At 39.4% G+C, this 13,503-nt stretch carries 16 protein-coding genes; 11 read left to right on the top strand and 5 right to left on the bottom strand.

What is annotated here, in order from left to right; genetic code table 11:
• Window positions 1-31 precede the first annotated feature (31 nt).
• Window positions 32-373, bottom strand: a complete 342-nt coding sequence (gene grxD, locus FTV09_RS10440) for a Grx4 family monothiol glutaredoxin (RefSeq protein WP_067762767.1) — start codon at window positions 371-373, stop codon at window positions 32-34.
• Window positions 374-571: 198 nt separating this feature from the next.
• On the opposite strand from grxD, the gene FTV09_RS10435 reads away from it, so the two are divergent.
• Complete coding sequence (locus FTV09_RS10435; protein WP_067762768.1) at window positions 572-1,783, top strand: aspartate aminotransferase family protein; 1,212 nt, start codon at window positions 572-574, stop codon at window positions 1,781-1,783.
• A gap of 69 nt (window positions 1,784-1,852) precedes the next feature.
• Here the strand turns inward: FTV09_RS10435 and FTV09_RS10430 are convergent, their stop codons facing one another.
• From FTV09_RS10430 to surE, 3 genes are all read right to left on the bottom strand, one after another.
• Window positions 1,853-2,782 carry a LysR family transcriptional regulator gene (locus FTV09_RS10430; RefSeq protein ID WP_067762769.1) on the bottom strand — a complete coding sequence of 310 codons (930 nt, stop codon included), beginning with the start codon at window positions 2,780-2,782 and terminating at the stop codon, window positions 1,853-1,855.
• Between the two features lie 92 nt (window positions 2,783-2,874).
• Complete coding sequence (locus tag FTV09_RS10425; RefSeq protein WP_067762770.1) at window positions 2,875-3,705, bottom strand: peptidoglycan DD-metalloendopeptidase family protein; 831 nt, start codon at window positions 3,703-3,705, stop codon at window positions 2,875-2,877.
• A 118-nt stretch (window positions 3,706-3,823) separates the two neighbouring features.
• A complete protein-coding gene (surE, locus tag FTV09_RS10420) occupies window positions 3,824-4,597 on the bottom strand; it encodes a 5'/3'-nucleotidase SurE (protein WP_067762771.1) in 774 nt (257 codons plus the stop codon).
• A gap of 110 nt (window positions 4,598-4,707) precedes the next feature.
• Here surE and FTV09_RS10415 point away from each other — a divergent pair, with 110 nt between their 5' ends.
• The 9 genes from FTV09_RS10415 to purB all read left to right on the top strand — a co-directional run bounded on the left by FTV09_RS10415 (window position 4,708) and on the right by purB (window position 12,197).
• Window positions 4,708-5,082: an MCR_0457 family protein gene (locus FTV09_RS10415; RefSeq protein WP_180058273.1), complete on the top strand. Its 375-nt coding sequence runs from the start codon at window positions 4,708-4,710 to the stop codon at window positions 5,080-5,082.
• A gap of 214 nt (window positions 5,083-5,296) precedes the next feature.
• Window positions 5,297-5,683 carry an MCR_0457 family protein gene (locus tag FTV09_RS10410; protein ID WP_180058272.1) on the top strand — a complete coding sequence of 129 codons (387 nt, stop codon included), beginning with the start codon at window positions 5,297-5,299 and terminating at the stop codon, window positions 5,681-5,683.
• A gap of 118 nt (window positions 5,684-5,801) precedes the next feature.
• Window positions 5,802-6,950, top strand: coding sequence for a D-alanyl-D-alanine carboxypeptidase PBP5/6 (gene dacC, locus FTV09_RS10405; protein ID WP_180058271.1), 1,149 nt, complete (start codon window positions 5,802-5,804; stop codon window positions 6,948-6,950).
• Window positions 6,951-7,059: 109 nt separating this feature from the next.
• A complete protein-coding gene (locus FTV09_RS10400; RefSeq protein WP_180058270.1) occupies window positions 7,060-7,602 on the top strand; it encodes a gamma carbonic anhydrase family protein in 543 nt (180 codons plus the stop codon).
• Window positions 7,603-7,679: 77 nt separating this feature from the next.
• On the top strand, window positions 7,680-8,222 hold the full coding sequence (locus tag FTV09_RS10395) for a hypothetical protein (protein ID WP_067762776.1): 543 nt from the start codon (window positions 7,680-7,682) through the stop codon (window positions 8,220-8,222).
• 159 nt (window positions 8,223-8,381) lie between these two features.
• Window positions 8,382-8,867 (top strand): NUDIX hydrolase, encoded by a 486-nt coding sequence (locus FTV09_RS10390; RefSeq protein WP_180058269.1) that lies wholly within the window; start codon window positions 8,382-8,384, stop codon window positions 8,865-8,867.
• Window positions 8,868-8,871: 4 nt separating this feature from the next.
• Window positions 8,872-10,008 (top strand): tRNA 2-thiouridine(34) synthase MnmA, encoded by a 1,137-nt coding sequence (gene mnmA, locus FTV09_RS10385; RefSeq protein ID WP_180058268.1) that lies wholly within the window; start codon window positions 8,872-8,874, stop codon window positions 10,006-10,008.
• Between the two features lie 12 nt (window positions 10,009-10,020).
• On the top strand, window positions 10,021-10,752 hold the full coding sequence (gene hflD / locus FTV09_RS10380; RefSeq protein WP_067762779.1) for a high frequency lysogenization protein HflD: 732 nt from the start codon (window positions 10,021-10,023) through the stop codon (window positions 10,750-10,752).
• A 56-nt stretch (window positions 10,753-10,808) separates the two neighbouring features.
• Window positions 10,809-12,197, top strand: coding sequence for an adenylosuccinate lyase (gene purB / locus FTV09_RS10375; RefSeq protein WP_067762780.1), 1,389 nt, complete (start codon window positions 10,809-10,811; stop codon window positions 12,195-12,197).
• Between the two features lie 66 nt (window positions 12,198-12,263).
• Here the strand turns inward: purB and FTV09_RS10370 are convergent, their stop codons facing one another.
• Window positions 12,264-12,506, bottom strand: a complete 243-nt coding sequence (locus tag FTV09_RS10370; RefSeq protein WP_067762781.1) for a hypothetical protein — start codon at window positions 12,504-12,506, stop codon at window positions 12,264-12,266.
• A 221-nt stretch (window positions 12,507-12,727) separates the two neighbouring features.
• On the opposite strand from FTV09_RS10370, the gene FTV09_RS10365 reads away from it, so the two are divergent.
• The gene (locus tag FTV09_RS10365; RefSeq protein WP_180058267.1) at window positions 12,728-13,360 is read left to right on the top strand and encodes a DUF2238 domain-containing protein; all 633 of its coding nucleotides are present in this window, start codon (window positions 12,728-12,730) and stop codon (window positions 13,358-13,360) included.
• Window positions 13,361-13,503 lie beyond the last annotated feature (143 nt).

Genomic DNA, 13,503 nt, shown 5'->3' with positions numbered 1-13,503 from the left:
ATTAGCATTTACACCTGTTGGTACATGCTAATTATGCTTCAGGAGCTGGGCTGTATTGTTCAACTAAAGGTTGTAATTCACCTTTTTGGAACATATCAAGCATAATGTCGCTACCGCCAATCAACTCACCGTTGATCCATAATTGCGGGAAAGTCGGCCAGTTTGCAATTTGCGGGAGAGTTGCGCGAATATCTTGATTTTCAAGAATATTTACATAAGCAAACGGACGACCAATTTGACTGAGTGCTTCTACTGCACGTGCAGAGAAACCACATTGTGGAAATTGTGGAGTACCTTTCATGTAAAGTAGAACTGCATGTTTTGCAATTTGGTCACGAATTAACGCTTCTGTATCGCGTGCTTGTTCAGTCATTGATATATCCTCAATAAATCTGCTTCGCATTATACCCAAAACTGAGTAAAACAATATGACTAAAGCAATATTTCATGTTTTATTTACATTTCAGCTTTTCATTCGGAGCATATTTTGCTTATATAGACCCCTTGATGCTCATATTTAATATGGCGTCTCCTCTATATTATTTCAATCACCTGACAGATAGAGTTAGTCATGAATAACATTACCCTTGCCCCTGTACAAACTGATCAACCATCACATTTGATGCCGGTATTTGGCCGCCAACCGATCAGCTTTGTCCGAGGTCAAGGTGCTCACCTGTATACAGCAGATGGCACAGAATACTTAGATGCACTTACAGGGATTGCTGTATGTGGTTTAGGTCACTCACATCCTGCTGTTACAGCGGCGATTGCTGAACAAGCTGCAACATTGATTCACACTAGTAACTTGTTTGAAGTGCCTTGGCAAACAGCTGCTGCACAAAAGTTGGCTGAAGTTGCTGGTATGGAAGAAGTGTTCTTCTCAAACAGTGGTGCAGAATCAAATGAAGGTGCAATCAAAATTGCACGTAAATTTGGTCATATGCAAGGTGTTGCAAGCCCTAAAATTATTGTTGCTGACCATTCTTTCCATGGTCGTACCATGGCAACACTTTCTGCGACAGGTAACAAAAAAGTTCAAGAAGGCTTTGGCCCATTAGTTGAAGGTTTTATTCGTGTACCTTTCGGTGATATTGAAGCGATTGAAGAAGCGGCGATTCACCACCCTGACATCGTAGCGATTTTGATTGAGCCGATCCAAGGCGAAGGTGGTGTAAATACTGCTCCCCAAGGTTTTAGCTACCTCGAAGAAATTCGTCGTATCTGTAATCAGCACAACTGGTTAATGATGCTTGACGAAGTGCAAACAGGTAATGGTCGTACAGGTAAATACTTTGCATATCAACACACCAATATTGTTCCTGACGTGCTAACTACAGCTAAAGGCCTGGGTAATGGCTTCCCTATCGGCGCAGTCATGACTCAAGGTCGTGGTGTTGGCGTTTTAACAGCGGGTAACCACGGTTCAACTTATAGCGGTACAGCATTAGGTTCACGTGTGGTTTATACCGTGATTGATACCATTCAAAAGGAAAACCTTGTTGAAAATGCTGCAAATATGGGCGCGTATCTTGTTGAGCAATTCACAGAGCAACTTGCGGAGCAAAACGTGACTGTTCGTGGTTTTGGCTTAATGGTTGGTATTGAATTACCAAAAGCTTGTGGCGAACTTGTTGCCATTGCACGTGATGAACACAAATTAATTATCAACGTAACTGCAGGTTCTGTGATTCGTTTATTGCCTACGCTGAATATTACACAAGCTGAAGCAGATAAATTGATCGAACGCATTGTGAAAATGGTAAAAAGCTTTCTAGCTTAATTATCCACGCATAAAAAAGCCGCTTCTAGCGGCTTTTTTTATTGTTATTCAATATAAGACATAGGCTAATTATGATGCGTCTTGGTATACACGTCCGCCAGGTAATTGACTGAAATACTGTTTTAAAGCATCTAAGCAACGGTGGATTTTAGTCGGTTGTTGATCACGCTTACACATCACTGCATATAAGGTAAAAGATGGTAAACGCCATTCAGGTAAAACTTCGACCAAAGATCCATTTAATAAATCTTTTTGAATATCTAAATACAAAATTCGCGCTACACCATGGCCCTGTAAGCACATAGATTTTGCAGCAAGCACATTATTGGTTGTAAATCGTGAATTAACTTCTATATGCGTGCGCTCATGTGTAGACACATGCTCAAAACTAAACTGCTGATAATTTTTAACCAAGTTTATATGCAGTAAATCATGATTTTGTAAGTCTTCTGGACGAGAGATGAGTGACGTCTGATTAATATAACTCGGCGCAGCAACTAAAACTTGCTCAACATGTGCAAGTGGTACGACTTGAAGATTCTGATCCTCAATTTTCGGGCTCATACGCAGTGCAATATCAATACGACCGTCGATCAAGTCAATATATTGATTATCCGCTTCCAAATGTACAGATAAGCTACGGTGTGCAGACATCCAATGTGATAACGCTGGAATCACATGATTAGCGCATAACTCAGGAGTTGAAGCAATTCGAAGCTCTCCAACTAAGTCATCACGTAATTCATTGATGCGAATTTTACCGCGCTCTGCGGCTGATAGCATTTCTTGGCAGCTGTGAAAAAATGCTTGTCCAGCTTCAGTCAAACTTAACTTTCGAGTGGAGCGATGTAAAAGTACAACTTCCATGTCATGTTCTAAGGATCTGATTTGCTGGCTCACGGCACTCGTGGTAATTCCCAACTCACGAGCTGCGCCGCTAAACGAATTTTTTTCTACAACGCAAGCAAAGACTCCCATTGCTCGAAGTTGATCTAACATAAATTTCCCTCATAAACTTATGAGAAGCTTCATCTTTTGATAAAAGCAACTCATTGTATTATACGGGGATATTTTGCTTTTGCATTAGTTATTTAATTATTTGGTAAAACACTAGTCGGATTAATTGGTTTACCGTCTAAACGAACTTGAAACTCAAGCATAGTACGGTTTGTACCTGAAGATCCCATTTCACCAATTTGTTGTCCGGCTTTAACAGTTTCTCCACTTTTCACGTTCATTTTACTGTTATGAGCATAAGCCGTAATATAGCCATTAATGTGTTTTACTAAAATTAGATTACCGTATTCTTTCAAACCATCAGCGGCATAAACCACTTGACCATCTGCCGCCGCAAAAATAGCATCCCCCACATTACCAGCATAACGTGTTCCCTTCACATTTGAAGCTAAATTGTAGCCTTGGAGCACAGTAGGTCGTGCAACTGGACTTACCCAACGTAAACTTGATGAAGTAACAGCAGGCGTTGGTACTGGTGTACGTGTCACAGTTGGTGGTGTCGTTTTTGCAGGAACAACAGGTGCATTTTGTGTTGGTAAAGCAATCGTTTGTCGCTGAATAGGTGCAGCTTGTGTCATCGCCTGTGTCGAGGTCGTCCGACGTGCACCACCATTTTTAAGGCGAATTGATTGTCCAACATAGATACGATAAGGCTGCGCAATGTCATTCATTTCAGCAATAGAGATATAGCTCAGACCATAACGTGCTGCAATGCCACTTAAGGTATCACCCGAGCGGACAGTATAATAATCTGGCGCTGTCGCATAACGGGTCGCATTATTAATTTGTGGCTTTGACGCACAACCTGTCATAACAACAGTCGTAACAACAGCAGCAGATAAAACAATCGTCTTAAACAATGCTGCAGGAGCGGCAATAACGCGATCTTGTGACACCAGGGACATCATCTTCCTCACTAATAATTCGAAATAATATAGTCATTATGAATGGGCTAAGATTAGCAAAAAACCGTAGCAAAATAGTGACGGCTTTGCCAATTTCACAAAGTTATAACATTAATACTTACAATTTAGAAAACTCTGCATGCAAGTTATTCAAAATCTCGTAGTTTGTAGCGTCCATTTGTATAGGGGTTACACTGACATAGCCATTTGCGACTGCAAAAAAGTCTGACTCAATATCAGTTAGACCTTTTTTCGGCTCTGCAACTGCCTCTCCTGCTAAACCAATCCAATAAACTTGGCGACCTCGAGGGTCAACATGACTAGTAATTGGCTTAGACTGTAAACGGCGACCTTGATAAGTCACTTTAGTGCCTTTCAATTCAGCCACGTCAGGAATATTGACATTGAAAATATGTCGTGGCGGTAAATTCACCAATCCACCTGCAATAAAGTCATGCACCCATTTCGCAGCAACAGCATAATCTTGAGGATTGTTATAGCTGCGTACATTCGGCCCGGCAAATGACACTGCTATAGCAGGTTGTTTCATCAAACGCCCTTCAAATGCAGCACCTACTGTACCTGAGTACAGAACATCGTCACCTAAATTTGCACCACTATTAATACCACTAACGACGAGATCGAATTCAAAGTCGAATAAACCATTCATGGATAAATAGACACAGTCAGCAGGTGTACCATTGACAGCCCACATATCTGGAGCAATTTCGACAGGTCGTAAAGGACGATCAAGTGTTAAGGCACTTGAAAAACCACTACGTTCACTTTCAGGTGCAACAATCACAACACGACCCAAAGGACGCAATGCGTGTGCAAGTGCTTGGATACCGGGAGCAAAAACGCCATCATCGTTGGCAATTAATATATTCACTGACAAATTCCGTTACTGTTTTAAAATGACTCGCAAGAACATTTTATTGAAATATATGAATAATTATATATATTTACTTTTTAACATCCAGCATAAATATGTGAATACAAATGATTAAAACGATTGCATTACGGGGCATCTTGGGTTTAGGTTTGGCTGCATTGTTATCTCAAGCAGTCATTGCTGACGATGGCTTTACTCAAGATGAAGCAAATACCATCGTGAAAGAAGATATTGCATCGGCTCAAGTCATGGCAGAAGTTTGTCCTGCATTGATTGGTAAAAATGCTAAATTTGATGCAAACATCACTACATTAACCCAATCTTATCTTGCTGATTATTCTGATAAGTCAATGACTTTAGCTAAATTACAAGCAGATTCAGAATACAAATCAGTACTTGAAGAAGCGCGTCAAGCTGCAAAAGAAACGGATAAAAGTGAACAAAAGTCAGTATGTGACGATGTTTTAAATTACGAAGCTTAATTCAGCTTTGATCAAACATTTCATTTACCTATAATTTATAAATTAAGTGTAATGATGTTGCTATAAAAGGATGAAGCAAACACTTCATCCTTTTTTCTTTCACAATTCACCACTTTCTCAACAGCTTCAATACAATTTTCTACTGATTCATAATCAATTTAAGATTAAGCTAAGTCTATTATTTTTATCGCTTTTAAGATTTCAGGTTATTTTAATGAAACATACTTTTATTCAATCTCTTTGTGCCCTTAGTCTTTCTGCTTTTGCTTTTACAGCAATGAGCGCTCATGCAGCAGATGAAAAAATTGAAGTAACACCAACCCCAGCAGTTACAAATCAAGAACTTGCTGCGATTTATGTTCTTTCTGAAGTTTGTCCAAAATTAGTCGATGAGAAAGATCAAAACAAATTTAATGCCGGTTATGCAAAATTAGCCAAAGAATATATGCCAAAAGAAAAGAACGCTGTTACAGCTTTAGAACAACTGAGTAAACAGAAAAGTTTTAAAGAAGCTTTAAAGGAAGCCAAGTCCGATGCGAAAAAAGCTGGCGACAAGAAAAACGGCGAAATTTGCAAAGAACTTACCGCTTACAGTAAATAATACCAATTGGTTACAATACTTTTAAAATAAGCTCTAACACCCCATAGAAGTCAGCCTAGCTTTGTCCTAAAATGCTAGGCTCTTTGTGCTTATACCTAAGTTATTGGAACCACCCAGAATGACCCGAAAAACTGCCCTTGCTGCATTGCTATTAGCACCTAGCTTCTCATTTGCGGCAACCGTCTTATCTGCACCTCCAGAATTGAATAATAAATCTTATGTGCTGATGGACTATGAAACAGGGCAAATCCTTGCTTCTAAAAATGAAAACGAAAAATTAGCTCCTGCTTCAATGACAAAAATGATGACAAGTTACATCATTGAACAAAAGTTATTGAGTGGTGAACTGACTGAAGATGAAAAAGTACGTATGAATGAGTCTGCTTGGTGCCGCGGTAGCAGCTCTGAGTCTTGTATGTATGTACCTTTAAATGGCACAGCAACTGCATTAGAAATGTTGCGTGGCATTATTATTCAGTCAGGTAACGACGCTTCTAAAGCAATGGCTGAACATATTGCTGGCAATGAGGGTACTTTTGCCCACATGATGAACCAAGAGGCAAAACGTATCGGCATGGTGAATACTCAATTCATTAATGCAACAGGTATGCCTGCTGAAGGTCATCTCTCTACTGCTAAAGATATGGCTGTTCTTGCACAGCACATCATCCATGACAGTTCAAAATATTATCCAATCTACTCAGAAAAAGAATTTACGTTTAACGGAATTAAACAAGGCAACCGTAATGCCCTACTTTATACCGACCCAAGTGTAGATGGTTTAAAAACTGGTCATACCGATGAAGCGGGCTATTGCTTAACAACGTCTGCTAAACGTGGTCCACTTCGTTTGATCTCTGTGATCTTCGGTGCGCCGAGCATGAATGAACGTGCGTCTCAAACACGTGAAATTTTAGCTTGGGGTTATGCAAATTTTGAAACTGTAAAAGTTCAACCTGCTAAACAAGTTTTGGCTAAAGCAAAAGTTTGGTACGGTAAAGACAATGAAGTTCAAATTGGTCTTGCTGAAAACTTTAACGTGACCATGCCTAAAGGCGAAGCAAACGCGATTAAAACTCAATTGGTTGTTCAACCAAAATTAACTGCGCCTTTAAAACAAGGTCAGGTTGTGGGTAAATACGTTGCGACACTCAACGGCAAAGTGATTGCTGAAAAACCACTTGTAGCTTTACAAAATGTTGAAGAAGCAGGCTTCTTTGCCAAAATGATTGATCACATCAAACAGTTTTTTAGCAACTTATTCTAAGTTTTAAACACATTTAAAATTTAAGACTAAAGTGAAGGCATCCATATTTCGGTATGGGTGCTTTTTTCATTTATACTCCTTCAATATAAATATTGAATGATGACGTCTTATGGCTAAAAACATCCGCCCTTATCTTGAACATCACCCTAAAATTGACGCAACTTGCTACGTTGATGAAATGTCTGTGGTGATTGGTGAAGTAACGCTTGCGGAAAATGTTTCGGTTTGGCCATTTGCTGTGATTCGTGGCGATGTTAATCATATTAAAATTGGACGTAACTCCAATGTGCAAGATCATGCCATGTTGCATGTGAGTCACAAAAAAGCGGATAAACCTGAAGGTTCACCACTGATTATTGGTGAAGATGTGACGATTGGTCATCATGTCAAACTACATGGCTGTACTATTGGCAACCGTGTGCTTGTAGGTATTAGCACGATTATCTTAGATGATGTGATCGTTGAAGATGATGTGATGATTGGTGCAGGTTCACTTGTTCCGCCGCGTAAGCGCCTGGAAAGTGGTTATTTATATGTGGGTAGCCCTGTACAAAAAGTTCGCCCTTTAACAGATAAAGAAAAAGAATTTTTGCCTTATTCGGCACGTCATTATGTGAAAGTGGCGAATAATTATCTTGATCAAAGTGAATAATCGACAGCTTTATTTTTTACACTTTTTTATTGCATCGTTTTATTAATAGACTAATTCAAACACAGAGTAACAATTTAATGTTGGTTAAAACTTATACTCTATTATTTAGCAAAATACTTTTCACTGGCATCATTTTAAGTTCTACAACTGCTTTTGCAAATTCACCGCAGTGTAAAGATGACTATGAAAAATTCATTGCCAAAGAGATTAAAGAAATTGGTTCAGCCTTCAATACAGGTAATTATGCATTAATCGCAGAAAAAACAGATTCATCTCTGATTAATTTTGCTGGTGGTACAGAAAAATATAACGCCATATTAGAACTTGCTGCAAATTCATTTAAGCAAAATAAAATACAAGTGACTAAAGTTGACACTTATCCTCCAAAACAAAGTTATATCATTGGCAAAAATGAGTTTTGTGCCGTACCCAAGCAAATCACAATTTCTATGAATGGCCGTAAAATGACGGGAGATCTTTCCTTTATGCTTGCAGTACGCCCTATTGATAGCAAAGAATGGAAATATATTGATGGTGTAGGTCTGCAAAAGAATCCAGATATGATCTATACCCTGTTCCCTGATTTACCTCGTGATAGCAAAATTCCGTTCATTGAGTAAAAAATTTTAACTATTAACATTACAGCGTTTAAAGTTATCCCTTAGATAGGCTGTAATGTTAATTCAATTAAAACTCCGTAAAGGTTATTTGAAAAAATCAACATAGCCACCGCCCCCTAAATTTTGTAGAATAGCGTTTTTAACCCATGGTGCTTTTCTATGACCGCTTGGACTGCTCACGTCACTGTTGCGACAGTCGTTGAAAAAGACGGAAAATTCCTCTTTGTTGAAGAACATACAGAAGGTGTTACGCACACTGTATTTAACCAACCTGCAGGTCATGTCGAGTGTGGCGAAACGCTGATTGAAGCCGCCATTCGCGAAACCATGGAAGAAACAGGTCACGATGTAGAGATCACCCACCTTTTGGGCATGTATACGTATACCCCACCAATGTTCCCTGATCGTACCTATTACCGCTATTGCTTTTTAGCTAAAGATATTCAACACCATGTCGATGCTCAGTTAGATACGGGCATTGTTGGTGCTGTTTGGATGACTTTAGATGAACTGATTGAGTCAGCACGTGCACGCAGTCCATTGGTGATTAAAGCTGTGCAAGATGCCCTTTCAGGTCAAAAATATCCTTTATCGCTCATTTACGAGCACCAAAATTCTCCCTTAATTTCAAATTTGGATGCTTAATCCTATGCAACAACGTGTCATCGTCGGTATGTCTGGTGGTGTAGATTCCTCTGTGTCTGCAGCACTTCTTCTTCAACAAGGCTATCAAGTTGAAGGTCTTTTCATGAAAAACTGGGAAGAAGATGACGGCACGGAATACTGTACGGCAATGGAAGACCTTGCCGATGCACAAGCCGTATGCGACAAAATTGGAATCAAACTACATACTGCCAATTTCGCCATGGAATATTGGGATCGCGTATTTGAACACTTCCTACAAGAATATGCGGCAGGTCGTACCCCTAACCCAGATATTTTATGCAATAAAGAAATTAAATTCCGTGCATTTTTAGACCATGCTGTAAACTTAGGTGCAGACTTTATTGCAACAGGTCACTACTGCCGTCGTGGTGAAACACTTAAAAATTCACGTGGTGAAGAATATGCACCGCTGCTACGTGGCGTAGACCAAAATAAAGATCAAACTTATTTCTTACATGCAGTGCATGGCCGCGAAATTAATAAGACTTTGTTCCCTGTTGGTGAAATTGAAAAACCACAAGTTCGCAAAATTGCTGAAGAATTAGGTTTAGCGACTGCGAAGAAAAAAGACTCCACAGGTATCTGCTTTATTGGTGAACGTCGCTTTAATGACTTCCTGAAGCAATATTTACCTGCGCAACCCGGAAAAATCGTATTAGATACCGGTAAAGAGGTTGGTGATCATCACGGCTTAATGTACTATACGCTCGGCCAACGCGGCGGTATAGGTCTTGGAGGACTCAAAGGTGCTGAAGAAGGTGCTTGGTTTGTGCTTCACAAAGACATTGAGGGTAATCGCTTAGTGATTGGCCAAGGTCATGAGCACCCACTCATGCAAAGTACTATTTTATGGTCTGAAGCGATTGATTGGGTTGCAGGCGAACAAGAAATACCTGAAACAGGTTTTCGCTGTACGGCTAAAACACGTTATCGCCAACCTGACCAACAATGTACATTATTTAAAGACCCTGCTGCACCAAACGGTGTACGTGTCGAGTTCGATGAACCACAACGTGCCGTGACACCGGGTCAAAGTGTGGTGTTCTACACTGGTGAAGTTTGTTTAGGTGGTGGTGTGATTCATCATACCAATGCCCCTAAACCGGATTTTATTTCATAAGGATTGTTTCGGATGACAGAGTTACCGTTTCAACAGCCTCAAACTCTGAATACTCGCCAAAATCGTGCATTGGCGTTAGCTGCTGTTTTTCAAGCAACACAGCTAACCCATATGACCGCGTTGACGGGTACGCAAAGTATTGGTGAAAGCGGTAATTTTTATTTTGAACATCTCATCAAAGCCAGTTTGAATATCCGTCCTAAATCCAATCAATCCAATCAAACGCTCGATTTTTTTGATAAATTGGCGGATATTTCTCTCGGTTTAAAAACTTTAGAAAGCAGCATTACCCAGCCATTTAACACTTCCCCAAAATCTAGATTGCCTAAACTTGCAAATACTAAACTTCCAATGACCTATGCAATGACTTTATTGCAATTAGAAAAGAAAGTGTATAGCAATCCGAAGTTCGTTGAAATTATTGAACAATCCCAACAAAAAATTCTTAGACAGCTCTCCTTTTTCGATAATAATTATTTACATCCAAGTATCATTGCCAACCTTGCTCAAACTTATATTGAAACTGCGGGTTCGATCAATCCTCGCATTATGGTTCGAGGCAACGCTGAAGCATTTAAAGATACAGCACATACCAACCGCATTCGCGCGACATTATTCACAGGCTTACAAATGGCTCACTTGTGGCGTCAGCTCGGCGGTAGCTCGTGGGGTATGATTTTCAGCAAGCGTAAGCTGCTCCAAGATATTCAAGATCTCGCTCGTTTACAGTATCAGGTGGTTTAACTGATGGCTGTGATGAACTTTGTTTTACGTTTAATTCCAATGTTTAAGGAATCGCTATGAACGCTTTAACCGCACTTTCTCCATTAGATGGACGCTACGCTAGCAAATGTGATGCTCTACGTCCTTTCCTCTCTGAGTTTGGTTTAATCCATGCTCGTGTGACTGTTGAAGTGCGTTGGTTACAAGCGCTTGCGAACCGTCCAGAAATCACAGAAGTTCCAGCATTCAGTGCTGAAACAAATGCAGCACTTGATGCAATTGTTGCGAACTTCTCTGAAGAAAATGCAAACCGCATTAAAGAAATTGAACGTACAACGAACCATGACGTTAAAGCGGTTGAGTACTTCTTAAAAGAGCAAATTGCTCACATTGATGAACTTAAAAATGCAGGTGAATTCATTCACTTTGCATGTACTTCTGAAGACATCAACAACTTGTCTCATGCTTTAATGCTTAAAAATGGCCGTGAAGTTTTAGTTGCCGCTATGCAACAAATCATCGATTCAATTGTGGCTTTAGCTGAAACACATGCTGAACAACCAATGTTGTCACGTACACACGGTCAAACTGCTAGCCCAACAACTTTGGGTAAAGAAATGGCGAACGTAGCTTACCGTTTAGCGCGTCAAATCAAGCAATTCAAACAAGTTGAACTTCTAGGTAAAATTAACGGTGCTGTAGGTAACTACAACGCTCATTACTCTGCTTACCCTGAAATTAACTGGCCTGCTCATTCTCAAGCTTTTGTAGAGTCTTTAGGTTTAACCTTCAACCCGTACACGACTCAGATTGAACCGCATGACTACATGGCGGAACTTTTTGATGCACTACGTCGTTTCAATACGATTTTGATCGACTTTAACCGTGACGTTTGGGGATACATCTCACTTGGTTTCTTCAAACAACGTTTGAAAGAAGGCGAAGTTGGTTCTTCAACAATGCCACATAAAGTTAACCCAATTGACTTCGAAAACTCTGAAGGTAACTTGGGTATTGCGAATGCGGTATTGGCTCACCTTGGTGAAAAACTTCCTGTATCTCGTTGGCAGCGTGACTTAACTGACTCAACTGTGCTTCGTAACATGGGTGTTGGTTTTGCACAAAGTTTGATTGCATTTGAAGCTTGCTCTAAAGGTATTGGCAAACTTGAATTGAATGCTCAACGTATTCTTGAAGACCTTGACCATGCTCAAGAAGTTCTTGCTGAACCAATTCAAACTGTAATGCGTCGTTATGCAGTTGAAAAACCATACGAAAAACTTAAAGCGCTTACTCGTGGTCAAGCAATGACTCGCGACATGATGGTTGATTTCGTAAACGGTAACGAGTTAGAAGCTGTTCCAGCTGCTGACCGTGCACGTCTTGCTGAAATGACACCTGCAACATATACAGGTAACGCTTCAACTCAAGCTGCTCAAGTGAAAGATTTAATTGCTAAGATCTAACGTCTAAAATCTAATTTTAGATAGATAAAAAACGAGGCTTAATGCCTCGTTTTTTATTGCGCCAAATTATTCAGATAAAGGACAATATTTTGCCCAATCATCTTTCATGCGCTGTAATTCACAACCGGTTAACACATCACTGAAATAGATATAATAGGTCACGTCTGGATATTTAATTTCATGGCGAAAAAGCATTCCACGTAATGACACAGAAAGTTCTTCAGGAAAATCATCTTCTAAATACAGTTCTTCAAAATCATAATTAAAATAACAGTTTTGTTTCGCTTCAAATGCTTCGATTACAGCCATTTGCAAATCCTAAAATTCTATCATTTGGAAATTCATCTAGTTTAACGGATTCAACAGATAAGATCGCTGAATATGTATTTCCAACTTCGAAATGAGCTACAAACATAGAATTTTTTTAACCATTTAGCATGGTTTTGCCCTCAACTTCTTTGCAAAATTAACGCTATACTCCCATTCAAATTTTGCATGTTTCACATCTTTTAATTTTAAAAATATTAACCATGATTATTCATAGACTGACCACACCACATATTCTGCCTCTTTTATTACTTTTATTCGCAGTTGCTCTTGCCAGTATTCAGCCGCTTGAAATGGAAGCCTATTTATTGCATCAAATCGGTACAGTGCTCATGCTCATTGTACTGATCACGTGCTTATATAAAATTGGTTTGAATTTAATCAGCTTTTGGCTTTATATCGGATTTTTGCTGATTCATATTATAGGTGCACACTATCTATATTCTTATGTACCTTATAGCGACTGGACTGAATCTTTATTGGGTTTCAATCTTGATCAAACGATGGACTGGTCACGTAACATGTATGATCGCCTCGTGCATTTAGCTTATGGCATTTTTCTTTACCCTTTCTTTTATCGGTTGTTCCAAGTCTGGCTACCTACCCTGTCAGCAAAAGTTTTATTTCTACTCGTTATCCAATTTGTTATGGCAACCAGTCTTTTTTACGAATGGATTGAATGGCTTATTGCGATTGGTTTATCTCCAGAAGAAGCTGAAAACTATAATGGTCAACAAGGTGATATCTGGGATGCACATAAAGATATGTTACTTGCGACACTTGGTGCGATGATTACTGGCGGCCTTTCATATTTCAATCAAAAAAATCTTAAATAAAAAAGCACTCATCCGAGTTAATGCCAGTCAGTTAAGAAATTGACTGGCATTTTCTTGGATATTTTTGTGCTTTAATTTTCACTACTCGCGGACATTGCCTTTGCCTTTTTTCAGGTAATACAAATATTTTAGATTGTTCAAAT

Source organism: Acinetobacter sp. YH12227 (assembly GCF_013417785.1).
GTDB classification, from domain to species: Bacteria; Pseudomonadota; Gammaproteobacteria; order Pseudomonadales; family Moraxellaceae; genus Acinetobacter; species Acinetobacter gandensis.
This window is presented reverse-complemented; position numbering and strand designations above follow the sequence as displayed.

What these genes read in the sequence shown, in the direction of transcription:
- FTV09_RS10425 (WP_067762770.1), bottom strand. Translation starts at nt 3,705, where the DNA reads ATGTCCCTGGTGTCACAAGATCGCGTTATTGCCGCTCCTGCAGCATTG.
- FTV09_RS10365 (WP_180058267.1), top strand. Translation starts at nt 12,728, where the DNA reads ATGATTATTCATAGACTGACCACACCACATATTCTGCCTCTTTTATTA.
- FTV09_RS10370 (WP_067762781.1), bottom strand. Translation starts at nt 12,506, where the DNA reads ATGGCTGTAATCGAAGCATTTGAAGCGAAACAAAACTGTTATTTTAAT.
- FTV09_RS10400 (WP_180058270.1), top strand. Translation starts at nt 7,060, where the DNA reads ATGGCTAAAAACATCCGCCCTTATCTTGAACATCACCCTAAAATTGAC.
- FTV09_RS10430 (WP_067762769.1), bottom strand. Translation starts at nt 2,782, where the DNA reads ATGTTAGATCAACTTCGAGCAATGGGAGTCTTTGCTTGCGTTGTAGAA.
- purB (WP_067762780.1), top strand. Translation starts at nt 10,809, where the DNA reads ATGAACGCTTTAACCGCACTTTCTCCATTAGATGGACGCTACGCTAGC.
- FTV09_RS10395 (WP_067762776.1), top strand. Translation starts at nt 7,680, where the DNA reads ATGTTGGTTAAAACTTATACTCTATTATTTAGCAAAATACTTTTCACT.
- mnmA (WP_180058268.1), top strand. Translation starts at nt 8,872, where the DNA reads ATGCAACAACGTGTCATCGTCGGTATGTCTGGTGGTGTAGATTCCTCT.
- FTV09_RS10410 (WP_180058272.1), top strand. Translation starts at nt 5,297, where the DNA reads ATGAAACATACTTTTATTCAATCTCTTTGTGCCCTTAGTCTTTCTGCT.
- grxD (WP_067762767.1), bottom strand. Translation starts at nt 373, where the DNA reads ATGACTGAACAAGCACGCGATACAGAAGCGTTAATTCGTGACCAAATT.
- hflD (WP_067762779.1), top strand. Translation starts at nt 10,021, where the DNA reads ATGACAGAGTTACCGTTTCAACAGCCTCAAACTCTGAATACTCGCCAA.
- FTV09_RS10390 (WP_180058269.1), top strand. Translation starts at nt 8,382, where the DNA reads ATGACCGCTTGGACTGCTCACGTCACTGTTGCGACAGTCGTTGAAAAA.
- FTV09_RS10435 (WP_067762768.1), top strand. Translation starts at nt 572, where the DNA reads ATGAATAACATTACCCTTGCCCCTGTACAAACTGATCAACCATCACAT.
- FTV09_RS10415 (WP_180058273.1), top strand. Translation starts at nt 4,708, where the DNA reads ATGATTAAAACGATTGCATTACGGGGCATCTTGGGTTTAGGTTTGGCT.
- dacC (WP_180058271.1), top strand. Translation starts at nt 5,802, where the DNA reads ATGACCCGAAAAACTGCCCTTGCTGCATTGCTATTAGCACCTAGCTTC.